The organism is Anaerosalibacter sp. Marseille-P3206 (assembly GCF_900155565.1).
Classification (GTDB): Bacteria; Bacillota; Clostridia; order Tissierellales; family Sporanaerobacteraceae; genus FUHM01.
Genome location: NZ_FUHM01000002.1, coordinates 1,672,515 through 1,694,434 on the forward strand (window position 1 = coordinate 1,672,515; position 21,920 = coordinate 1,694,434).

The following is a 21,920-nucleotide window of genomic DNA, read 5'->3' on the forward strand; positions in this document are numbered from 1 at the left end:
AAATGAAAATTGGTATTGGTTCAGATCATGGTGGATATGAATTGAAGGAAATTATTGTGAAGTATTTAGAAGATGAAGGGATAGAGTATGTTGACTATGGAACAAATTCCCTAGATTCTGTAGATTATCCTGAGTTTGGACAAAAGGTTGCAGAGGCTGTTAAAAACAAAGAAGTAGATAGAGGTATTATTGTATGTGGAACTGGAATTGGAATATCTATATCTGCTAACAAGGTACCAGGTATTAGATGTGCTCTATGCGGTGATACTTATTCAGCTAGAATGAGTATAGAACACAACAATGCTAATATGTTAGCATTAGGTGGAAGAGTAGTGGGAAGGGATTTGGCTATCGAAATTGTTTCTACATGGCTTAAGGCAATTTTCCAAGGTGGAAGACATGAAAGAAGAATTAATAAAATTTCTGACATAGAGAGAAAGTATATGGTATAATGTATAAGGATTTTAATCTAGAAGGAAGGAGACTTGTGTATGGGTAGTGTAACAGTATTGGATCATCCTTTAATAAAGCATAAATTGACTTTTATAAGGGATAAAAACACAGGGTCTAAAGAGTTTAGGGAACTAGTAAAAGAAGTTTCTATGCTTATGGCCTATGAAGTGACAAGGGATCTTGCCCTTGAGGAAATAGAAATAGAAACGCCTGTTTCTAAGATGAAATCTGAAGTAATAGCTGGGAAAAAATTAGGTCTTGTACCTATTTTGAGAGCAGGTTTAGGTATGGTAGATGGTATGCTTAATTTACTGCCTGCAGCAAAAGTGGGTCATATTGGGCTTTATAGAGATCCTGAAACTTTTAAGCCTGTAGAATATTATTGTAAATTACCTCAAGATATTGATGAGAGAGATTTAATAGTTCTTGATCCTATGCTTGCAACAGGTGGTTCTGCAGTGGCAGCTATTCAGTTTTTAAAAGACAGAGGAGCAAATCATATTAAGTTGATGAATTTAATAGCTGCACCAGAAGGCGTTGAAGCAGTAAGAAAGGCTCATCCAGATGTGGATATTTATGTTGCTAGTATAGATGAAAAACTAAATGAACATGCCTACATAGTTCCCGGACTAGGAGATGCAGGAGACAGATTGTTTGGTACAAAATAATGGGTGGAGCTTGCTCCACCTTGTTTTGTATATTGAAGACTTTTACAATGGAATAAGTTGACTAATCTATAAAGATAATGTAAAATTTAGTGAAGAATAAAAGGAGCGAATCACATATGGAAAATTGTCTAATACCATTTATTACAGCAACAATCTTATCCTTTGTAATGACACCCATTGCAAGGAAAATTGCATATAGAGTAAAAGCCATAGACATACCAAAAGATGCAAGAAGAGTACACAAAAAACCTATTCCTCTATTGGGAGGACTTGCAATATACATTTCAACAATTATTACAATTCTAATTTTTTTGCCATTAGATAAGACTACATTTTCAATAATAATTGGAGGTAGTATTATTGTTATTTCAGGAATAATAGATGATACCAAAGATTTGAGTCCTAAGATGAAATTATTATTTCAAATACTCGCAGCTGTAGTCCTAGTTATAGGTGGTATAAAAATAGATTTTATAACCAATCCTTTCAAAGGGGGACTATTGTATCTTAAAGGCTTTTCTATACCATTGACTATATTTTGGATAGTGGGAATTACAAATACTGTTAATCTAATAGATGGACTAGATGGTTTAGCAGCAGGAGTATCTCTTATAGCTAGTATGTCGTTGTTCTTTGTGGCAAGTAGATTTATGTATGAACCTATTATGATTATGTCACTTGTTCTTGCTGGTTCTTGTTTAGGATTTTTACCATTCAATTTCAATCCAGCAAAGATATTCATGGGGGATACAGGAGCACTTTTTTTAGGATTTATGCTATCTATAATCTCTATTGAAGGTGTAATGAAAAGTGTAGCTACAATAGCCATAGTAGTTCCAATAATTATATTGGGATTACCAATATTTGATACTACTTTTGCCATATTTAGAAGGCTATTAAATGGAAGACCTATAATGGAAGCGGATAAAGGACATTTGCATCATAAGCTTCTTCAAAGGGGTCTTAGTCAAAGGCAAACAGTTCTTATATTGTATGCAATAAGTGCAGTATTTGGATTTTCAGCAGTATTAATAGCAAAGGCAAATAGCAAACAAGCTGTTATAATTGCGGGAATAGTGATTGTTTTAACTATACTTCTTGCTAGGAGATTAGGGCTTGTAGAAAAGAGAAAAAATGAAGAAAGGGAAGAAGAATAGGGAGGAATATAAATGAAAGTTTTGACCGTATTTGGTACGAGGCCAGAAGCTATCAAGATGGCACCTATAGTGAAGACTATGGAACAATATGAAGAAATAGAAAATATAGTATGTGTTACTGCTCAACATAGACAGATGTTAGATCAAGTACTTAATCTATTTGATATAAAACCTGATTATGATTTGAACATATTTAAACCTGGACAAACCTTAACTGAAATCACTACAAGGGCGTTAAAGGGCTTAGAAGAAGTTATTATTGAAACTAAACCAGATTTATTGCTAGTTCAAGGAGATACAACAACAGTATTTGCAGGAGCGTTGGCTGCATTTTATCAGAAGGTGAAAATAGGTCATGTAGAAGCAGGTCTAAGAAGCGGAAATATATATTCACCTTATCCAGAAGAAGCAAATAGAAAGCTTACAGGTATTATGACAGATTTTCATTTTGCTCCTACAGAGAGAAATAGGCAAAATTTACTTAGAGAAGGATATCCTGATGAAAAGATATTCGTAACTGGAAATACTGTAATTGATGCACTTTTTCATGTGATTAAAGAAGACTATGTATTTGAAGAAGAACTTTTAAATAATATAGATTTTAAAAACAAAAAGGTCATCTTAATGACTGCTCACAGAAGAGAAAATATTGGAAAGCCAATGGAAAACATATTTAATGCAGTTTTAAGAGCTGTAGAAAAATACGAAGAAGTAGAAGTTGTATTTCCAATACATTTAAATCCAAAGGTTAGAAATATTGCATACAAGGTATTTGACAATCATCCTAGAATCCATTTGGTTGAACCATTAGATTATGAACCTTTTACAAATTTAATGGCAAAATCTCATCTTGTTGTTACTGATTCAGGGGGACTTCAAGAAGAAGCTCCAAGCCTTGGAAAACCTGTATTGGTTGTAAGGGAAGAGACAGAAAGACCAGAGGGAATAATAGCAGGAACTGCAAAATTAGTTGGCACACTAGAAGAAAATATATTTAGAGAATTAGATCTATTGTTGTCAGATCATAATGAATATACAAAGATGGCAAACGCAGTAAATCCCTATGGGGATGGTAAAGCTTCTAAACACATAATTGACGTTATTTTACAAAACATTAGATAATATTAAGAGTTTCAAAGAAGGCTTCTATTTAAATATATTATAAGGAAGCCTTTTTTATTTATAATAAGTACTAGCTTTTAGTATAAATATATGTTAAAATATTATCAGAATGAGTTAAATATATAACGATGTTTGTTTAATTATTAACAAATCATATTTAATACATAGTACTAAACAATTGGCACTAAACTTGCATTAGATAGTATAGTGATACTCGAAAGCTGTTAATAAAATTAAAAACAAATAAATGGGAGGTATTTACTATGAGAGAAGTTGTTATTGCTAGTGCAGTTAGAACACCTATTGGAACATTTGGTGGAAGCTTTAAAAATGTTTCAGCTGTTGATTTAGGAACAGCTGCTGTAAAAGAAGCAATAAAAAGAGCAGGTATAGAAGCAAATCAAGTTGAAGAACTTATATTTGGAAATGTACTGCAAGCTGGTTTAGGTCAAAACGTAGCCAGACAAGTATCTGTTGCTGCAGGTATCCCTATAGAAGTACCATCTTTTACTGTAAACAAGGTATGTGGTTCAGGACTTAAAACTGTAGCTCTAGCAGCTCAAGCTATATTAGCTGGGGAATCTGACATAATTGTAGCTGGAGGAACAGAAAACATGAGCCGAGCTCCATATATACTTAATGACGCAAGATGGGGCCAAAGAATGGGCGATGGAAAATTAGTTGACTATATGATACATGATGGACTTTGGGATATTTTCAATGATTATCATATGGGTATTACTGCCGAAAATGTAGCGGAAAAATGGAATTTAACTAGAGAAGAACAAGATGAATTCTCACTACAAAGTCAACTTAGAGCTGAGGAAGCTATAAAAAGTGGAAGATTTAAAGATGAAATAGTGCCAATAGAAGTTCCACAGAGAAAGAAAGATCCAATCATAGTGGATACAGATGAACATCCAAGATTTGGTTCTACAATAGAAGGAATGGCTAAGTTAAGACCTGCTTTCAAAAAAGATGGAACCGTAACTGCTGGTAATGCCTCTGGAATAAATGACGGTGCTGCAGCACTTGTAATCATGTCAAAAGAAAAAGCAGATGAATTGGGAATAAAACCACTTGCAACTATAGTTTCCTATGCTTCAGCAGGAGTTGAACCAAGTTTAATGGGAACTGGTCCAATACCATCTTCAAGAAAAGCACTTCTAAAAGCTAATTTAACTATTGATGATATAGATTTAGTAGAAGCAAATGAAGCTTTTGCTGCCCAATCATTGGCGGTAGTTAAGGAATTAGGTTTAGATCCTGAAAAGACTAATGTAAATGGTGGAGCTATTGCTCTAGGTCATCCAATAGGAGCATCTGGTGCCAGAATATTAGTTACACTACTATATGAAATGGCAAAGAGAGATGCACATCAAGGTTTAGCTACACTATGTATTGGTGGAGGCCAAGGTATAGCACTAATAGTTAGAAGATAATTAAAAATCAAAATAATCACTAGGATACAATTTAGGGTTTGTATCCTAGTTTAGTTAATAAAATTTTTACAAAAGGGGAATAATTCAGAAAAAAACATTGAAAAAATATTAACAAGTGGTATAATAAAGTTGTAAGCTGAAAAAAACGGAGGTGTATATTATGAATAAGGTTGTAACTATTGATGAAGCTATTGGTCACATTAAAGATGGTATGACAATCATGATTGGTGGCTTCTTAGGTTGTGGAACTCCTCACAAACTTGTTGATGCATTGGTAGAAAAAGGAGTTAAAGATTTAACATTAATTTGTAATGATACAGGATTCGTTGATATTGGTTCAGGAAAATTGGTAGTTAACAAACAAATCAAAAAGCTATATGCTTCTCATATTGGAACAAACAAAGAAACTGGAAGACAAATGACAGAAGGAGAAATGGATGTAACTTTAATCCCTCAAGGTACACTTGCAGAAAGAATAAGAGCGGCAGGAGCAGGTCTTGGTGGAGTATTGACTCCAACTGGTGTAGGTACAGTTATTGAAGAAGGCAAACAAAAGATAGAGATCGATGGAAAAACTTACTTATTAGAACTACCACTAAAAGCAGATGTGGCATTAATCCTAGGTCACAAAGTGGACAAGAAGGGTAATGTTGTTTATAGAGGAGCTACTAGAAACTTCAATACACTAATGGCAACAGCTGCGGATTTAGTAATAGTTGAAGCTGAAAACATAGTTGAAGTTGGAGAAATAGATCAAAATGATGTAGTGACTCCAGGATTATTTGTTGATTACATTGTTGGAGGTGACAAGTAATGGATAAGAAACAAATAAAAGAGTTCATTGCTAAAAGGGTTGCACAGGAATTGAAAGATGGGGACGTAATAAACCTAGGTATTGGTTTACCAACTCTAGTTGCTAATTATGTTCCAGAAGATATGGATGTTACTTTCCAATCAGAAAATGGTTTTGTAGGATTAGGACCAGCTCCTGAAGAAGGAAAAGAAGATAAAGACATAGTAAATGCTGGTGGTCAATATGTAACTATAAAAGAAGGCGGAATGTTCTTTGATAGTGCTACATCCTTTGGAATTATTCGTGGCGGACATGTTGATGCAACTGTATTAGGAGCATTACAAGTAGACCAAAAGGGAAATCTAGCTAACTGGATGATTCCTGGAAAGATGGTACCAGGAATGGGCGGAGCTATGGATTTAGTTGTAGGAGCTAAGAAAGTTATAGTTGCAATGGAACATACTGTTAAAGGAAATCCAAAGATATTAAAAGAATGTAATCTTCCACTTACAGCAGCTGGTGAAGTAGACTTAATCATCACTGAAATGGGCGTAATGGAAGTAACTGACAATGGATTAGTACTAACTGAGATAAATCCAGAATATACTGTAGAAGATGTTAAAAATGCTACAGAAGCAGAATTTACTGTAGCAGATGATTTAAAGAAAATGGAAATATAATTAGGCTACAATAAGTAGCATCTAGGGATTTCCTAGGTGCTACTTAAAAAATATTTCAATTTGTTATATTATTAACAAGTTTAATTAAAGGGGGATTAAAATGTTTAAGAAATTTACTAATGGATGTGTTGCACTAGTACAAAAATTTCTACCTGATGCATTTATATTCGCAATTTTCTTAACTATCCTAACATTTATACTAGGGATTATATTCACCCATCAAGGGCCACTAGATATGATTGTCCATTGGGGAGAAGGTTTTTGGAGTTTGTTAGCATTTTCAATGCAAATGGCATTAGTACTTGTAACCGGTCATACATTAGCACTTTCAAAACCAGTTAAAAAAGGTCTTAGGAGTGCGGCCAGTTTAGCTAAAACACCAACCCAAGCTATATTTGCAGTTTCTCTTGTTTCAGCATTGGCTTGTTGGATCAACTGGGGATTTGGACTTGTAATAGGTGCATTATATGCTATGGAATTAGCTAGACAAATAAGAGATGTTGACTACAGGCTTTTGATTGCCAGTGCATATTCTGGTTTCTTAGTATGGCACGCTGGTATATCGGCATCTATCCCACTTACACTTTCAACTAGTACAGCAGATTTGCAAACTATGACAGCAGGAGCTGTAACTGAAGCAATACCTACAACACAAACTATTTTTGCACCATTTAATTTAATTATTTCTTTCGCAATTATTCTTACATTACCACTTATCAACAAAGCAATGCATCCTCAAGGAAGCGATGTTGTTGCTATAGATCCAGAACTTCTTAAGATGAACAATAAACAAGAAGAAGAAGCTGCTACAATTGAAGTTAATGAAACACCAGCAGATAGAATTGAAAATAGTAAAATTATATCTTTGATAACAGGAATTTTTGGATTGATTTATATCGTATATTATTTTTCAACTAAGGGATTTGACTTAAACTTAAATATTGTAAACTTTATATTCTTAATACTTGGGATACTATTCCATCAAACTCCTAGAAGATTTATAGCTGCTGTTGGAGAAGCTGTAAAGGGTGCTGGAGGAATCATACTTCAATTCCCATTCTATGCAGGTATCATGGGTATGATGGTTGGTAAAAATGCAGATGGAGCTAGTCTTGCTTCTCTAATATCTCATTGGTTTGTAAGTATTTCAACACCAAGGACATTCCCACTTTGGACTTTCTTAAGTGCAGGAATTGTAAACTTCTTCGTGCCATCTGGTGGAGGACAATGGGCAGTGCAAGCTCCAATCATGATGCCAGCAGGAGCAGCATTAGGTGTTCCAGCAGCAAAGACTGCTATGGCTATTGCATGGGGAGATGCTTGGACCAACATGATTCAACCATTCTGGGCATTACCAGCATTAGGTATTGCAGGACTTGGAGCAAGAGACATAATGGGATTCTGTTTAATTGACTTGATTTGGTCAGGTATAATAATAATATTAGGATTTTTATTTTTATAAAATTTTACAAAGACACAATAAATTATAGTTTTATTAAAAAATTAGTAAAGGCAACTTGATTTCAAGTTGCCTTTTTTGCATCTTACTATGGTACAATTAAATAAACAAATTCGATTATATATTGATTATTTGGGTAAAAAAAGTGACATACTAAAAATATAATACTAAGCACTTATATTGAAAAAAATTTAGAAGTAGTATATATTCTATATATGTACAAATTTAAATTTGGAGAGGTGTATTTTGAAAAAGAAAGATAATAAAAATATGCTTATAGGTCTTGCATATATCACACAAGTAGGCCTTTCTATAGTTACGCCAATCATATTAGGAGCATATTTGGGAAATTGGTTGGATAGGAAATTTCATACTGATATGATATTTTCTATAGTGTTTATTATAATAGGCACACTAGCTGGATTTTTAAATTTGTTTAAATTAGGGCCTAAAAATCCTGACAAAAAGGAGTGATAATATGCTAGGAGATAAGGTGATTTCAAAAATTATTAAGTTGACTATCGCAATTAGTATAGTTATTGTTGGACTCTTAGCTATATTCATAAAAGATGCTAAAAATTATATTTTAGGTATGATATTTGGTTCTAGTATTAGTGTATTGTCTTTTATACTTATGGGAATTACTACAAAAAGGGCAGTTCATATGGATTCGTCTAGGGCTTATGGTTATACTGTTAGAAATTATTTTTTAAGATATTTAATATATTTTATAGTGCTATTTGTAGCTGCAGTAGCAGATTATTTAAATTTATTTACTACAATTTTAGGACTCTTTATGATAAAAATTGTTATACTTTCCGGTGCTATTTATGATAATATAAAAGAGTGCTTTAAAAGAAAAGCAAATTAATATATTAGCACGTGGAAGTATATATTTTTATACATAGTTACTACAATAGTCTAGAGAAAGGAGGTAAATATTTTGAAAATAGAAATAGCTATGAAGTTATTTGGGAAAGATATTTTAATTCCAGACTCTATTGTCAATAGTTTTATAATAGTTATCATATTATCGATATTTGCAATAGTGGTCAATTCAAAAATCAAGAAAGCTAAATTAGATGATAAGCCTTCTGGATTATTGAATTTTATGGAAGCAGTAGTTGGAACAATAAATGGATTAGTTAAGGACACTATGGGACTTAAAAATATGTTCTTTGCACCATATATTACAACCTTGATTCTTTATTTAGCAGTAGCCAATTTATTTGGCTTGTTAGGGTTTACACCTCCAACTTCTGACTATAGTGTTACGCTTAGTTTAGCCTTAATTACATTTACATTAACTCAAATATTTAGATTTAAGTCATTAGGTTTTTTAGGCTATTTCAAGAGTTTTGCAGATCCTGCATTTTTAACTCCGCTAAATGTCATTGGAGAGTTGGCAAACCCTGTATCATTATCTTTCCGTTTATTTGGTAACATACTAAGTGGAGTTATTATTATGGGACTATTGTATAGTGCATTGGGATATTTTGCACCAATAATTACGCCTGTACTTCATGGATATTTTGATGTTTTTTCAGGTTTATTACAAACATTTATTTTTGCCATGCTCACTATGATATTTATTTCTAGTGCCATGGAATAATAACTAAATTAAAACTTTTAAAAACTGGGAGGAGGAAAATAACATGTTAGAAGGAATAACTAGTGAAGCTTTTATTTTGGGATGTTCAGCAATAGGAGCAGGTCTTGCTATGATAGCAGGTATAGGACCTGGAATTGGGCAAGGTCATGCTGCAGCTAGAGCTGCAGAAGCAGTAGGAAGACAACCAGAAGCACAAGGTGATATTGTTAGAACTATGCTTTTAGGTCAAGCCGTTGCAGAGACTACAGGTATTTACGGATTAGTTATAGCTATTATACTACTATTCGTAAGACCACTACTAACAGCTTATTTGAACCTATTATAATAGACGTGGTGGATGGGAAAACCCATACCACCATTTCTTAGAATAACCTTCGGGAAAAGGAGGTCCAGTAAATGGAATTTGATGTAAGAGTACTACCAGAACTTTCTTCAATGATATTGCAATGGGCATCTACAATTATATTGTATTTTATACTGAAACATTTTCTATACAAACCTGTTACTAAATTTATGAATGATAGAAGTGAAAAAATTCAAAATGATATAGATGGAGCTAAAGCTTTAAAAGGTGAAGCTATTCAATTGAAATCTGACTATGAAGAGAGAATAAGCAGCGCTAAAGCTGAAGGACAGGAAATAATAGAAAAATCTAGAAAGCGTGGAGAAGAAATAAAAGAGAGTATAGTAGCTGAAGCAAGAACAGAAGCTGATGGAATACTAAAAAAAGCTAGAACAGAAATAGAAAGAGAAAAAGAAAAGGCTTTAGAAGAAATAAAACTTCAAGCTGGAGAGATGGCTGTCCTAATAGCAGAAAAAGTTATAGAAAAAAATATAGATGCAAATATGCAAGGTGACTTGATTAACAAGTTTGTTAATGAGGTAGGTACAGAAAAATGGCAAAATTAGTCAGTAAGAGATATGCTTTAGCCCTATTTGAAACTGGTTTGGAATTGGAAAAATTGGAACAGTTTAAAGAAGAGATAAATTATGTGTCCAATGTACTTGATGCGGAACCAAAAATTGAAATGGTTCTTACTCATCCAAAAGTAACAAACAATGAAAAAAAGGAACTATTAGATAGTTTGTTTAAGAAAAATATCTCTCAGGAGATGTTGAATTTCTTATATGTGATCATTGATAAGAGAAGAGAAAGATATATAAAAGAAATATCTGAGTACTATGATTTTCTATACAATGAAGAGAAAAACATAGTACTAGCAACTGTTGTAACTGCTGTTCCTATTGGGAAAGCAGAAGAGGAAAAACTTAAAACTACATTGACAAAGAAGTTAAATAAGGATGTACAACTTAAAAATGTTATAGATGAGAGTATCATAGGTGGTGTGATGCTTAAAGTTGATAACAAAGTAATCGATGGCTCAATTAAGGGACAATTGGATTCTATGATGAAGAACTTAAAAGCCATGAGAGTATAAGGAAGTAGAGGTGATAAACTAATGGAACTAAGACCAGAAGAGATAAGTTCAGTTATAAAGGAACAAATTAAAAGATATGATAAGAAACTTCAGATGGTTGATGTGGGAACTGTTATCCAAGTTGGTGATGGAATAGCTAGAATCCATGGTCTTGAAGGCTGTATGGCTGGGGAACTTATAGAATTCCCTGGTGGTGTATATGGTATGGCACTAAACCTTGAGGAAGACAATGTTGGTTGCGTACTATTAGGTTCCGATAGAGATATTAAAGAGGGAGATACAGTTAAGAGGACTGAAAGAATAGTTGAAGTTCCTGTAGGAGATGTAATGATAGGAAGAGTAGTAAATGCTCTAGGTCAACCTATCGATGGAAAAGGACCTATAAATGCTAAAGAGTTTAGATCTATTGAAAAAATCGCTCCAGGAGTTATCACAAGAAAGAGCGTTTCAGAACCATTACAAACTGGAATAAAGGCTATTGACTCAATGTTCCCTATTGGTAGAGGTCAAAGGGAGTTAATCATTGGGGATAGACAAACAGGAAAAACAGCAATTGGAATAGATACAATCATCAACCAAGCAGATCAAGATGTAATATGTATTTATGTTGCTATTGGACAAAAGAGAAGTACAGTAGCTCAAATAGTTGACGTATTAGAAAAAAATGGCGCTATGGATTACACTATTGTAGTTTCAGCAACAGCTAGTGAATTGGCTCCATTACAATATATTGCACCTTATTCTGGTGTAACTATAGGAGAAGAGTTCATGGCTAAAGGCAAAGATGTCCTCATTATATATGATGACTTGTCTAAGCATGCTATTGCATACAGAGCCATGTCATTATTACTTCGTAGACCACCAGGACGTGAAGCTTTCCCTGGAGATGTTTTCTATCTTCACTCAAGACTTCTTGAAAGAAGTGCAAAATTAGACAAAAAATATGGTGGTGGATCTATTACGGCCCTACCAATTATCGAAACTTTGGCGGGAGATATCTCAGCATATATTCCTACTAATGTTATTTCAATTACTGATGGGCAAATTTTCCTTGAGACAGATCTATTCTTCTCAGGACAAAGACCAGCTATAAATACAGGATTATCTGTATCTAGGGTTGGCGGTGCTGCTCAAATTAAGGCCATGAAAAAGGTTGCTGGAAAGCTTAAACTTGACTTGGCTCAATATAGAGAGTTGGCAGCTTTTGCTCAATTTGGTTCAGAACTAGATAAGGATACTAAGGAAAGATTACATCAAGGTGAGCGAATGATGGAAATACTTAAACAGCCTCAATACTCTCCTGTAAAAGTAGAGCATCAGGTTGTTATACTATATGCTGTTACAAACAAATTCTTATCTGATATACCTGTTGAAAAGGTAAATGAATTTGAACGTGATTTTATTGTCTTTATGGACAATAATCATCCAGAGATATTGAAGAATATTGTAGATACAAAGGATTTAACTGAAGAAAATGAAAAAGCACTTAAAGCTGCTATTGAAGAATTTAGGGAGAGTTACCTACAATAATCCCATTAAGTTAGGTAGCAGGAGGTGAAATTTTGGCTGAATCAACAAGAGATATAAAAAGACGTATCAAAGGTATTACCAATACAAAACAAATAACAAAGGCCATGGAACTAGTTTCTTCTGCAAAGCTTAGGAAGGCAAGGGAAAAGCTTGAAAAAACTAGACCTTATTTCAATACAGTCTATGATAGTATAAATGAAATACTTTCAACTACAAAAAATATACATCATCCTTTCTTAGAGGTAAGAGAAGTTAAAAAATCTCTATATGTAGTTATCACAGCTGATAGAGGATTGGCAGGTGGATACAATTCCAATATCATAAGGCTTGTGGAAAATGAGATAAGGAATAAGAAGGATGAGGCTCTTTTGATTGTAATAGGATATAAGGGAAGAGACTATTTCAAGAGAAGAGGATACAATGTGGTAGGGGAGTTTGTTGGCATAACTGAGGAACCATATTTTAGTGATGCTCAAAAGATAGGTAAGATGGTTATGGATCTCTATAAAAATAAGGAAGTAGATGAGGTAAAGTTAGTTAGCACAACTTTTATCTCCACTATTTCCCAAGAATCAAAGCTTATTAAACTCCTTCCTAATGAAAATATGAAAGAAGTAGAAAAAGTAAAAACAAGTGTAGTTGATTACGAACCATCTCCAGAAGAAGTACTCAGCTACCTTATTCCTAAATATATTGAAAGTACTATTTATGGTGCATTGATCGAGTCATCCTGTAGTGAGCAAGGAGCTAGAAGAACAGCTATGGAATCAGCTACGGATAATGCTGAAGAGATGATTGATGAATTGACTTTAAGCTTTAACAGGGCTCGTCAAGCTGCTATAACCAGCGAATTGTCTGAGATTGTAGCTGGAGCAGAAGCTCTCAAGTAAGAGAGAAAGGAGTGTGGATATGGACAAAAATGTTGGAAAAATAGTTCAGGTAATTGGACCTGTTGTAGATATTAGATTTAGTGATGAAAACCTTCCAAACCTTTTAAATGCCATAGAGATTGATAACCATGGTACTAAGTTAATTGTCGAAGTAGCTCAACATATAGGAGATGACACAGTAAGATGTATAGCCATGGGTTCAACTGATGGACTTGTAAGAGGAATGGAAGCTGTAGATACAAAAGAAGCTATAAAAGTTCCTGTAGGAAGAGAAACCTTAGGAAGACTTTTCAATGTATTGGGAGAACCTATAGATGAAAAGGGAAAAGTAAAGACAAAACACTATTCTCCAATTCATAGACCAGCTCCAACTTTTGAAGAACAGGAGACTACAAAGGAAATATTTGAAACTGGAATAAAAGTAGTAGACCTTATTGCTCCTTATTCAAGAGGTGGAAAGATAGGACTATTTGGTGGTGCTGGAGTAGGAAAGACAGTACTTATACAAGAGCTAATAAATAATATTGCTACACAGCATGGTGGATTGTCTGTTTTTACAGGCGTTGGAGAAAGAACTAGAGAAGGAAATGATTTGTATTATGAAATGGCTGATTCTGGAGTAATAGATAAAACTGCTTTAGTATTTGGTCAGATGAATGAGCCACCAGGATCTAGAATGAGAGTAGCTCTAACAGGCTTAACTATGGCTGAGTACTTTAGAGATCAAGAACACCAAGACGTATTACTTTTTATTGACAATATATTTAGATTTACACAAGCTGGTTCAGAGGTATCAGCACTATTAGGAAGAATGCCTAGTGCGGTAGGTTATCAACCAACATTGGCTACTGAAATGGGACAATTGCAAGAGAGAATTACTTCTACAAAGAAAGGTTCCATAACATCAGTTCAAGCTGTATATGTACCAGCTGATGACTTGACAGACCCAGCTCCAGCAACAACTTTTGCACATTTGGATGCAACAACTGTACTTTCTCGTCAGTTGGTTGAATTAGGTATTTATCCTGCAGTGGATCCACTAGATTCCACATCAAGGATATTAGACCCAGAAGTTGTGGGAAAAGAGCATTATGAAGTAGCACGTAGAGTACAAGAATTATTGCAAAGGTATAAGGATCTTCAAGATATAATTGCAATACTTGGTATAGATGAACTTTCTGATGATGACAAATTAACAGTTGCTCGTGCAAGGAAGATTCAAAAATTCCTTTCACAACCATTCCATGTAGCTGAACCGTTTACCGGAATAGAAGGAAAATATGTACCTATCAGGGAAACGGTAAGAGGATTTAAGGAAATCCTTGATGGAAAACATGATGACTTACCAGAGCAAGCTTTTTATATGGTAGGAACTATCGAAGAAGCAATAGAAAAAGCTAAGGGGATGGAGGGTTAAACATGGCTAAATTTCCTCTTGAGATTGTAACTCCTGATAGAATGTTTTTTTCAGGTGAAGTGGATATGGTCATTGTGAGAGGTACAGAAGGGGATTTGGCAGTTCTTAAAAATAGAGCTCCCCTAGTTACACCATTAAAGATAGGAAAAATAAAAGTCGAAATTGACAATGAAGAAAAGATTGCAGCTGTATCCAGTGGCTATATAAAAGTAACAGATGAAGGAACTACTATTATTATAGATTCCGCAGAATGGCCTGAAGAAATAGATATAAAAAGGGCAGAGGAAGCTAAGAAAAGAGCTGAAGAAAGGCTTAAAAAAAGATCTGATGGTCTTGATGTGGCCAGAGCAGAAATGGCTCTTAAAAGAGCAATCAACAGACTTGATGTTGCAGATTTAAAATCGGGAAGAAACAAATAATTGAATACAATGTATAAAAGGTACCCTTTCATGGCAATACTCTTACCATGAGGAAAGGGTACCTTTATTTTGTAAAAATGTTTTGTCCCCCTTTACATTTTTTACATAGTACCTTTTCCTCCAATATTCTAAGGAGGTAGGGAAATGAAAAGAGTAGCGTTTTTAACTGGTTTTATTTTAATCTTATTTGCGTTTTCAAGTTGTAGTGGGAGTGAAAGTAAAAATGAAAATCTATTGATTGAAATGACAGAGAACATAGGAGCTGAGTTTCATCAAATGGATATTAACTATGGGGGAAAATTAAATGATTCATTTATGGGTATTAGGGATATAAATATATTTGGGCTTGGATTAAAAGATCAAATGGGAATAGTGGGAGAAAAACTAAATGCTAATACAGAGGAAATAGATGAAAAATCAAAGGGTTATATAGAAAAGACCATAACTCAAGAAAATTTTAATCAATATACTATCTTGGGAATAGATGAAATAGGTTCTCCTATTACCATTATTATTACTTCTTATAAAGATGATGAAACAGGCAAAGGGGAGACAACTGTTTTTGTGGATATGATGTTAAATAAGAAATATGAGGAAATAGATGATATAATTGAGAAAAAAAGGGAAATACTTAAGAAAAATGGAATAGAGGCGGAAATTACCACTTGCATAGTAGGTACTTTTAAAGGAAAATTGGATAGAGATGAAATTAATGATAAAATAACAATGACAATTAATAAGATAAATGGTAAAATAGTAGAAGACTATTATGATAACAGTTTAATAAGTGTTTCAGCTTATACACCACTTATTAATGAGCATATATTTATAGGAAATAAAAAGATGAATTTAAACGTAGCAATGAGGTATAATGAATATGAAGATGCGACATACATTTGGATTGGGACACCTATTATTGCTATTGGATACTAACAAAAAGAAAAACAGGAGGAGATTCATTTGAGCAAAATAGTGGTAGAGAAGAGTCCACCATTGAAAGGAACAGTTAGGGTTAGTGGGGCAAAGAACTCAGCATTACCAATTTTAGCAGCTTCTCTATTAGGCACAGAAGATATAGTACTTGAAGATGTACCAAATTTAAAAGATGTAGATGTTTTTTGTGAAGTACTGTCTTTATTGGGAGCTAAGGTTAATAGATATGACGGAGGAAAAATAGTCATAAATTCAGCAAATATAGATAAATATGAAAACCCTTATGAATTAATGAGCAAAATGAGGGCTTCTTTTTTGGTCATGGGGCCATTATTAGCCCGCTTAAAACATGCTAAAACATCTATGCCAGGTGGTTGTGCTATAGGCACTCGTCCTATTGATTTGCATTTAAAAGGATTTAAAGCATTGGGAGCAGATATTGATGTAGAGCATGGATATGTAGGAGCTTCTGCAGAAAAATTGGTAGGGGACAGGATTTATTTAGACTTCCCTAGTGTTGGCGCAACTGAAAATATCATGATGGCAGCAGCATTAGCAGAAGGTGAAACTGTACTAGACAATGCAGCTATGGAACCAGAAATAGTGGATTTAGCTAACTTTTTAAGTAAAATGGGAGCAGATATTAAAGGCGCAGGGACTAGCAGTATTAGAATTAGAGGAGTAGAGAAATTAGGTGGAGCAGTTCACTCTGTTATTCCAGATAGGATTGAAGCTGGGACTTATATGGTGGCTAGTGCCATAACGGGTGGAGATATCATCATTGAAAATGTAATACCTAGTCATATAAAGCCAGCTATTGCAAAGTTAAGAGAAACTGGTTGTGAGATTTGGGAAAATGGAGATAAGATAAGGGTTATTGGTAACAAACAACTAAAACCTATCGATATTAAGACTCTACCTTATCCAGGATTTCCCACAGATTTACAAGCTCAATTTATGGCATTGATGACTGTAACTGAGGGAACTAGTGTTATTATTGAAACTGTATTTGAAAATAGGTTTATGCATGTTGATGAATTGAAGAGAATGGGAGCAAATATTAAGATAGATGGAAGAAGTGCAATAGTTCAAGGAGTGGAAACTTTGGCCTCAGCCCCTGTAAAAGCTACAGATTTAAGAGCAGGAGCCGCACTTATATTAGCAGGATTAGTAGCAGATGGAAATACTGTTATTGACAATATCTATCATATAGATAGAGGTTATGATGGAATAGAAAAGAAATTAGCTACATTAGGTGCTAAAATTTCTAGAATAGAATAATTAACATAACATCTTTTTCTCTAGCATAGAATGTAATTAAGCAATTAAGAGATAAGTGAGGGGGAAAAGATGAAAAAGTTATTGATATACTTGAGTATTATTTTAGTTGTAACTGTGATTCTTCCTGCAATTATTGTAAAGACTGTTAAGCTAGTGTCTTTGGATGATAAGACTGGGACAAGAAATATGGAAGTAGAAGAAAAAAGTGAAGAAGAATTTATTGAAAATAAGTTTGACGGGTACATAAAAGTGTACGATACGAGGACTCAAGAGGTAGTGAAGATCCCTCTTGAGGACTATGTAAAAGGAGTTGTAGCTGCTGAAATGCCTGGGGAGTTTCATATAGAAGCCCTAAAGGCTCAGGCAGTGGCTAGTAGGACTTATGCTCTTTATAGAAGTGAGAAATTCAAGGAAGGGCATCCTGATCATCCTACAGCTCCCCTTTGTACAGGAGTCCATTGTCAAGCTTTTCTTTCGTTGGGGGAATTGGAAGAAATTCACTCTAAAAAGTGGGTAGATAAGTATTGGCCTAAGATTGAAGAAGCTGTAAATAGTACAAAAGGCGAAGTGATTTATTATGATGGAGAGATTATAGAGCCATTGTACCATTCCACCAGTGGAGGTATGACAGAAGATTCTATAAATGTATTTGCAAGTGATATCCCCTATTTAAAGTCAGTGACAAGTCCAGACGAAGAGGGAGCACCAAAGTTCAAGGAGATTTTCACATTTAGTGTAGCAGAGTTTATATCAAAAATAAGAGGAAAATACCCAGGAGTAAATGTAAACAAAGACAATCTCCCTGATAAGATAAAATTAATTGAAAAGAGTAATAGTGGAAGGGTAAAAAAGATTTTTATAGATGGGCAAGTAGTAGAGGGAAGAGATATAAGAGAATTATTTGGGCTTAACTCTACAAACTTTAAAATACTCTACAATCCCAGAACTGGGATTGTAGATATTGAAACGATAGGATATGGCCATGGTGTTGGAATGAGCCAATGGGGCGCCAATGGCATGGGCAAGAAAGGCAGTAGTTACAAAGAGATAATTGAACATTATTATACTGGAGTAGAAGTAAAAAAGTATAAATGAGAGTCGAGAAATTTTTCGACTCTCATTTTTTTCTTTAAAGTGTATTAAATATTTAAATATGGAAATACTAGCTAATGGAGGTGGAGATATGAGAGAAAAACTTAGAAAAATCATGGGGAAAGATGGATTTTATATTATTTTATTCATTTGTGTGTGCATAATTGCTACTACATCTGTATGGATATCTAGAAGTAAAGTGAACAAGCTAGAAAGCGAAGATGAACCTATAAAAGAAGAGGATTTCATAGTAGTAGACGATGAAGGTGAAGATAATGAGCCAAGTTTAGAGATTTCTAAGATGGAGGGAGGCAAACTAGAGGAAACTGAAGAGGAAGAGGTAAGTGAAACTGAAGAGGAAATGGATATTGTTGATGAAGAAGAAATAGAAGAGGAAGAAGAAAACCAAGAAGAGAAAAAAGTTCCTACTACAGAAACCATAGAGACTTTTGCTATGCCAGTTCAAGGAGAGATAATCAATGATTTTACAAATGAAAACTTAGTATATTCAAAGACTTTAGAAGAATGGACTAGTCATGGCGGTATAGATGTAGAAGGCAAAGTGGGAACAACTGTCAAGGCTTTTGCAGATGGAACGGTAACAGAGGTATACGAAGATGAATTATGGGGAATAGTAATAGTAATTGACCACGGCAATGATCTCATTAGTAAATATGCAAATCTCTCCACAAAGGAAATGGTCAAGGCAGGTTTAAATGTAAAAAAAGGTGATCCTATAAGTGGGATAGGAAATCCTAAGGGAATAGAGTTAAATGAAGTTCCACATCTTCACTTTGAAGTAATACAAAATGGGAAAAATGTAGATCCAAAAGAATATTTACCTGGATATTAGTAAATTTTAAGAATACTGAATATATAGTTCTATAAGACTAGTTAAATGCATAAGTATTTAAAAAGATTAAAATCCCAAAAAAGTAAAAAGGGGGTTATAATGAGTGAAGGATTATATTGAAGAAAGAGCCTTGGAAATAGCAAAGTATATAATAAGTGAAAAGGCCACTGTAAGACAAGCAGCAGGTGTATTTGGGGTGAGTAAGAGTACGGTACATAAGGACGTAACAGAGAGACTCCCAAAGATAAACCCTCTTATAGCAAATATGGTGAAAAGTGTTCTCGAACAAAACAAAGCTGAAAGGCATATTAGAGGTGGCAAAGCTACAAAGATGAAATATCAAGCTGTCAACGATTAAATAGGTCCCTAAGGGACCTTTTAAGCTTTTTTGCATAATTTTCTAAAAAAAACAGAGGAATTTTCCTAATTATATAGAATAATGTTATGATGCACTTATAATTTCTGATATAATGATTACAGGTATATATTGCTTTCACATATTAAGAAACAAAAGGAGGAAAAAGGGATGGCTGCATTGAGAACAGATATGGGGATAGATTTAGGTACTGCTAGTATACTTGTGTATGCAAAAGGTAAGGGTATTGTGCTAAATGAACCTTCAGTGGTAGCAATAGATCAGAATACGAATAAATTTTTGGCAGTTGGAGAAGAAGCAAGAAAGATGCTAGGAAGGACGCCGGGGAATATTATAGCTATAAGACCGTTGAAAGATGGAGTAATTTCAGACTATGATGTTACAGAAAGACTACTCAAATACTTTATACAAAAGGCAATAGGTAGAACCTTATTTAAACCTAGAATAATAGTTTGTGTACCTAGTGGAGTAACTGAGGTAGAAAGACGAGCAGTATTAGAAGCAAGTATACAAGCTGGTTCAAGGAAGACTTATCTTATAGAAGAACCTATTGCAGCAGCTATTGGAGCTGGAATAGATATAACTCAACCTGATGGGAATATGATAGTTGATATTGGTGGAGGAACTACAGATGTAGCGGTAATTTCTCTGGGAGGTATTGTAGTCAGCCGTTCACTTAGGATTGCTGGTGATGATTGTGATGATGCTATAACTAGATATATAAGGAAAAAACACAATATGATGATTGGTGAGAGAAGCGCTGAAGCACTAAAAATGAATATAGGAACAGCTTACAGAAGACAAAAAGAAGTATACATGGAAGTAAGGGGACGAAACTTGGTAACAGGTCTTCCAAAGACTATAAATGTTTCTTCTGATGAAATGTTAGAAGCACTAGAAGAGCCAGTTAATGCAATAGTAGAAACTGTACATGCAGTATTAGAAAGAACTCCCCCAGAACTAGCTGCAGATATTGGCAATACAGGAATCGTTATGACTGGTGGAGGAGCATTGCTATATGGATTAGATAAGTTGATACAAATAAAAACAGGCATACCTACAAGGATTGCAGATGATCCTATAGAATGTGTAGCTATAGGAACGGGTAAATCATTGGATTGGGTAGATATATTAGATAATAGTTTAATAGATTCAGAATCAATAAGAAGATAATACTAAAGTAAAACACAATTAATGTCGATATTAATTTACGAGTATATTTAAGGATGTGATGATTTTGAATAGAGGGCTTTATATAAGTGCTACTTCACTAATAGCAGATCAAAAGAGAATCGATGGTATAGCAAATAATCTAGCCAATGTAAACACCTCAGGATATAAAAAAGACATAGTTTTGGCAGAATCATTTCCAGAAGTATTGCTTTCAAAGATCAATGATAGGCCAGACTTTAGATCTCAACAAGACAATGAAATACAATATGAAACAGATGGTGAAGTACATACAGCTCACACTAAGAAAGGTTATTTTATGGTGGAGACAGCAAATGGTACAAGCTATGTTAAGGATATAAGATTTATTGTAGATGATGAAGGATATCTTAAAACCTTCTATAGAAATGAAAAAAATGAATACAATACAGATGTAGAGAACTACATACTTGGTCCTGGAGGCAACCGTATTCAAGGAGGAGGAGATATTGAAGGACTTCTTGAAGGTCTAGTATACAATCCAAAACCAAGAGTTATTGGGACTATGAGTGCGGGGGTCAATATTCAAAAAGTTGTAACAGATTTTTCTCAAGGAAATATGTTGGAAACAGGAGGAACATTTGATTTAGCTCTAAATGGAAGTGGGTTTTTTAAGATAGAAGGAGAAGACGGGAAAATCTATTATACTAGAGATGGTTCCTTTACTATGAACAATATTGGAGAATTGACAACACTAGAAGGATATAGAGTATTAGGTAATGGTGGCCCTATAGTTGTAAATGGAGGAGAGTTTTCAGTATCAACTAATGGTCAAGTTATAGTGGATGGTAGAATGGTATCTACATTGGACATTGTAGATTTGGACAATAAGGAATATTTAAGAAAGATAGGGAATAATCTATATCAAATGGTGGAAGGTGAAGACGGAGAATTTGAAAACGCAGAAGAGACACCTTTCCAAGGACAAGTAATTCAAGGATATTTAGAAGAATCAAATGTTGATAGTATCAGGGAAATGATTGAGATGATAACTTTACTTAGAAATTTTGAAGCAGGTCAAAAGGCTATCAGAGTTCAAGATGAGATGCTTGAAAAATCATCAAACGAAATAGGAAGAGTGTAGAGGAGGAGTAC

General features: G+C 34.2%; 25 protein-coding genes. All 25 read left to right on the top strand.

Features of this window, described 5'->3' with window-relative positions; genetic code table 11:
• The first annotated feature begins 2 nt into the window (after window positions 1-2).
• A complete protein-coding gene (gene rpiB / locus BQ9840_RS09290) occupies window positions 3-452 on the top strand; it encodes a ribose 5-phosphate isomerase B (protein ID WP_077369521.1) in 450 nt (149 codons plus the stop codon).
• A 39-nt stretch (window positions 453-491) separates the two neighbouring features.
• A complete protein-coding gene (gene upp / locus BQ9840_RS09295) occupies window positions 492-1,121 on the top strand; it encodes a uracil phosphoribosyltransferase (protein WP_077369522.1) in 630 nt (209 codons plus the stop codon).
• Between the two features lie 116 nt (window positions 1,122-1,237).
• Window positions 1,238-2,278, top strand: a complete 1,041-nt coding sequence (locus BQ9840_RS09300; RefSeq protein WP_077369523.1) for a glycosyltransferase family 4 protein — start codon at window positions 1,238-1,240, stop codon at window positions 2,276-2,278.
• A gap of 12 nt (window positions 2,279-2,290) precedes the next feature.
• Window positions 2,291-3,400 carry a non-hydrolyzing UDP-N-acetylglucosamine 2-epimerase gene (gene wecB, locus BQ9840_RS09305; RefSeq protein WP_077369524.1) on the top strand — a complete coding sequence of 370 codons (1,110 nt, stop codon included), beginning with the start codon at window positions 2,291-2,293 and terminating at the stop codon, window positions 3,398-3,400.
• 263 nt (window positions 3,401-3,663) lie between these two features.
• A complete protein-coding gene (locus tag BQ9840_RS09310) occupies window positions 3,664-4,842 on the top strand; it encodes an acetyl-CoA C-acetyltransferase (protein WP_077369525.1) in 1,179 nt (392 codons plus the stop codon).
• 160 nt (window positions 4,843-5,002) lie between these two features.
• Window positions 5,003-5,656, top strand: coding sequence for an acetate CoA-transferase subunit alpha (atoD, locus tag BQ9840_RS09315; protein ID WP_077369526.1), 654 nt, complete (start codon window positions 5,003-5,005; stop codon window positions 5,654-5,656).
• A complete protein-coding gene (locus BQ9840_RS09320) occupies window positions 5,656-6,315 on the top strand; it encodes a 3-oxoacid CoA-transferase subunit B (protein ID WP_077369527.1) in 660 nt (219 codons plus the stop codon). The genes atoD and BQ9840_RS09320 overlap by 1 nt, the downstream gene beginning before the upstream one ends.
• 100 nt (window positions 6,316-6,415) lie before the next feature.
• Entirely contained in the window at window positions 6,416-7,777 is a 1,362-nt protein-coding gene (locus BQ9840_RS09325; protein WP_077369528.1) for a short-chain fatty acid transporter, read from the top strand.
• A 243-nt stretch (window positions 7,778-8,020) separates the two neighbouring features.
• On the top strand, window positions 8,021-8,248 hold the full coding sequence (locus tag BQ9840_RS09330) for an AtpZ/AtpI family protein (RefSeq protein WP_077369529.1): 228 nt from the start codon (window positions 8,021-8,023) through the stop codon (window positions 8,246-8,248).
• Between the two features lie 4 nt (window positions 8,249-8,252).
• Window positions 8,253-8,645 carry an ATP synthase subunit I gene (locus BQ9840_RS09335; RefSeq protein ID WP_077369530.1) on the top strand — a complete coding sequence of 131 codons (393 nt, stop codon included), beginning with the start codon at window positions 8,253-8,255 and terminating at the stop codon, window positions 8,643-8,645.
• A gap of 72 nt (window positions 8,646-8,717) precedes the next feature.
• Window positions 8,718-9,386 carry a F0F1 ATP synthase subunit A gene (atpB, locus tag BQ9840_RS09340; protein WP_200804912.1) on the top strand — a complete coding sequence of 223 codons (669 nt, stop codon included), beginning with the start codon at window positions 8,718-8,720 and terminating at the stop codon, window positions 9,384-9,386.
• A gap of 43 nt (window positions 9,387-9,429) precedes the next feature.
• Complete coding sequence (gene atpE / locus BQ9840_RS09345) at window positions 9,430-9,711, top strand: ATP synthase F0 subunit C (protein WP_077369531.1); 282 nt, start codon at window positions 9,430-9,432, stop codon at window positions 9,709-9,711.
• 71 nt (window positions 9,712-9,782) lie between these two features.
• A complete protein-coding gene (locus tag BQ9840_RS09350) occupies window positions 9,783-10,295 on the top strand; it encodes a F0F1 ATP synthase subunit B (protein WP_077369532.1) in 513 nt (170 codons plus the stop codon).
• Window positions 10,283-10,825 (top strand): F0F1 ATP synthase subunit delta, encoded by a 543-nt coding sequence (locus tag BQ9840_RS09355; protein WP_077369533.1) that lies wholly within the window; start codon window positions 10,283-10,285, stop codon window positions 10,823-10,825. Before BQ9840_RS09350 ends, BQ9840_RS09355 begins: the two co-directional genes overlap by 13 nt.
• Window positions 10,826-10,846: 21 nt before the next feature.
• Window positions 10,847-12,355 carry a F0F1 ATP synthase subunit alpha gene (gene atpA / locus BQ9840_RS09360; RefSeq protein WP_077369534.1) on the top strand — a complete coding sequence of 503 codons (1,509 nt, stop codon included), beginning with the start codon at window positions 10,847-10,849 and terminating at the stop codon, window positions 12,353-12,355.
• Window positions 12,356-12,387: 32 nt separating this feature from the next.
• Entirely contained in the window at window positions 12,388-13,245 is an 858-nt protein-coding gene (gene atpG / locus BQ9840_RS09365) for an ATP synthase F1 subunit gamma (protein ID WP_077369535.1), read from the top strand.
• 19 nt (window positions 13,246-13,264) lie between these two features.
• Window positions 13,265-14,662 (top strand): F0F1 ATP synthase subunit beta, encoded by a 1,398-nt coding sequence (gene atpD, locus BQ9840_RS09370; protein WP_077369536.1) that lies wholly within the window; start codon window positions 13,265-13,267, stop codon window positions 14,660-14,662.
• A 2-nt stretch (window positions 14,663-14,664) separates the two neighbouring features.
• Window positions 14,665-15,081, top strand: a complete 417-nt coding sequence (locus BQ9840_RS09375) for a F0F1 ATP synthase subunit epsilon (protein ID WP_077369537.1) — start codon at window positions 14,665-14,667, stop codon at window positions 15,079-15,081.
• Window positions 15,082-15,225: 144 nt separating this feature from the next.
• Window positions 15,226-16,014 (top strand): YwmB family TATA-box binding protein, encoded by a 789-nt coding sequence (locus BQ9840_RS09380; RefSeq protein WP_077369538.1) that lies wholly within the window; start codon window positions 15,226-15,228, stop codon window positions 16,012-16,014.
• A gap of 27 nt (window positions 16,015-16,041) precedes the next feature.
• Window positions 16,042-17,295 (top strand): UDP-N-acetylglucosamine 1-carboxyvinyltransferase, encoded by a 1,254-nt coding sequence (gene murA, locus BQ9840_RS09385; protein ID WP_077369539.1) that lies wholly within the window; start codon window positions 16,042-16,044, stop codon window positions 17,293-17,295.
• Window positions 17,296-17,364: 69 nt separating this feature from the next.
• Entirely contained in the window at window positions 17,365-18,390 is a 1,026-nt protein-coding gene (spoIID, locus tag BQ9840_RS09390; protein WP_077369540.1) for a stage II sporulation protein D, read from the top strand.
• Between the two features lie 88 nt (window positions 18,391-18,478).
• Window positions 18,479-19,240, top strand: coding sequence for a M23 family metallopeptidase (locus BQ9840_RS09395; protein WP_143254328.1), 762 nt, complete (start codon window positions 18,479-18,481; stop codon window positions 19,238-19,240).
• A 103-nt stretch (window positions 19,241-19,343) separates the two neighbouring features.
• Window positions 19,344-19,598 carry a sporulation transcriptional regulator SpoIIID gene (gene spoIIID, locus BQ9840_RS09400; RefSeq protein ID WP_077369542.1) on the top strand — a complete coding sequence of 85 codons (255 nt, stop codon included), beginning with the start codon at window positions 19,344-19,346 and terminating at the stop codon, window positions 19,596-19,598.
• A 168-nt stretch (window positions 19,599-19,766) separates the two neighbouring features.
• Complete coding sequence (locus tag BQ9840_RS09405; protein ID WP_077369543.1) at window positions 19,767-20,789, top strand: rod shape-determining protein; 1,023 nt, start codon at window positions 19,767-19,769, stop codon at window positions 20,787-20,789.
• 58 nt (window positions 20,790-20,847) lie between these two features.
• On the top strand, window positions 20,848-21,909 hold the full coding sequence (locus tag BQ9840_RS09410; RefSeq protein WP_255371028.1) for a flagellar hook-basal body protein: 1,062 nt from the start codon (window positions 20,848-20,850) through the stop codon (window positions 21,907-21,909).
• Window positions 21,910-21,920: the final 11 nt, after the last annotated feature.

Bases quoted from the DNA above. Each gene is read 5' to 3' on its own strand.
- rpiB (WP_077369521.1), top strand. From the start codon at position 3: ATGAAAATTGGTATTGGTTCAGATCATGGTGGATATGAATTGAAGGAA.
- upp (WP_077369522.1), top strand. From the start codon at position 492: ATGGGTAGTGTAACAGTATTGGATCATCCTTTAATAAAGCATAAATTG.
- BQ9840_RS09300 (WP_077369523.1), top strand. From the start codon at position 1,238: ATGGAAAATTGTCTAATACCATTTATTACAGCAACAATCTTATCCTTT.
- wecB (WP_077369524.1), top strand. From the start codon at position 2,291: ATGAAAGTTTTGACCGTATTTGGTACGAGGCCAGAAGCTATCAAGATG.
- BQ9840_RS09310 (WP_077369525.1), top strand. From the start codon at position 3,664: ATGAGAGAAGTTGTTATTGCTAGTGCAGTTAGAACACCTATTGGAACA.
- atoD (WP_077369526.1), top strand. From the start codon at position 5,003: ATGAATAAGGTTGTAACTATTGATGAAGCTATTGGTCACATTAAAGAT.
- BQ9840_RS09320 (WP_077369527.1), top strand. From the start codon at position 5,656: ATGGATAAGAAACAAATAAAAGAGTTCATTGCTAAAAGGGTTGCACAG.
- BQ9840_RS09325 (WP_077369528.1), top strand. From the start codon at position 6,416: ATGTTTAAGAAATTTACTAATGGATGTGTTGCACTAGTACAAAAATTT.
- BQ9840_RS09335 (WP_077369530.1), top strand. From the start codon at position 8,253: ATGCTAGGAGATAAGGTGATTTCAAAAATTATTAAGTTGACTATCGCA.
- atpE (WP_077369531.1), top strand. From the start codon at position 9,430: ATGTTAGAAGGAATAACTAGTGAAGCTTTTATTTTGGGATGTTCAGCA.
- BQ9840_RS09350 (WP_077369532.1), top strand. From the start codon at position 9,783: ATGGAATTTGATGTAAGAGTACTACCAGAACTTTCTTCAATGATATTG.
- BQ9840_RS09355 (WP_077369533.1), top strand. From the start codon at position 10,283: ATGGCAAAATTAGTCAGTAAGAGATATGCTTTAGCCCTATTTGAAACT.
- atpA (WP_077369534.1), top strand. From the start codon at position 10,847: ATGGAACTAAGACCAGAAGAGATAAGTTCAGTTATAAAGGAACAAATT.
- atpD (WP_077369536.1), top strand. From the start codon at position 13,265: ATGGACAAAAATGTTGGAAAAATAGTTCAGGTAATTGGACCTGTTGTA.
- BQ9840_RS09375 (WP_077369537.1), top strand. From the start codon at position 14,665: ATGGCTAAATTTCCTCTTGAGATTGTAACTCCTGATAGAATGTTTTTT.
- BQ9840_RS09380 (WP_077369538.1), top strand. From the start codon at position 15,226: ATGAAAAGAGTAGCGTTTTTAACTGGTTTTATTTTAATCTTATTTGCG.
- spoIID (WP_077369540.1), top strand. From the start codon at position 17,365: ATGAAAAAGTTATTGATATACTTGAGTATTATTTTAGTTGTAACTGTG.
- BQ9840_RS09395 (WP_143254328.1), top strand. From the start codon at position 18,479: ATGAGAGAAAAACTTAGAAAAATCATGGGGAAAGATGGATTTTATATT.
- BQ9840_RS09405 (WP_077369543.1), top strand. From the start codon at position 19,767: ATGGCTGCATTGAGAACAGATATGGGGATAGATTTAGGTACTGCTAGT.
- BQ9840_RS09410 (WP_255371028.1), top strand. From the start codon at position 20,848: ATGATTTTGAATAGAGGGCTTTATATAAGTGCTACTTCACTAATAGCA.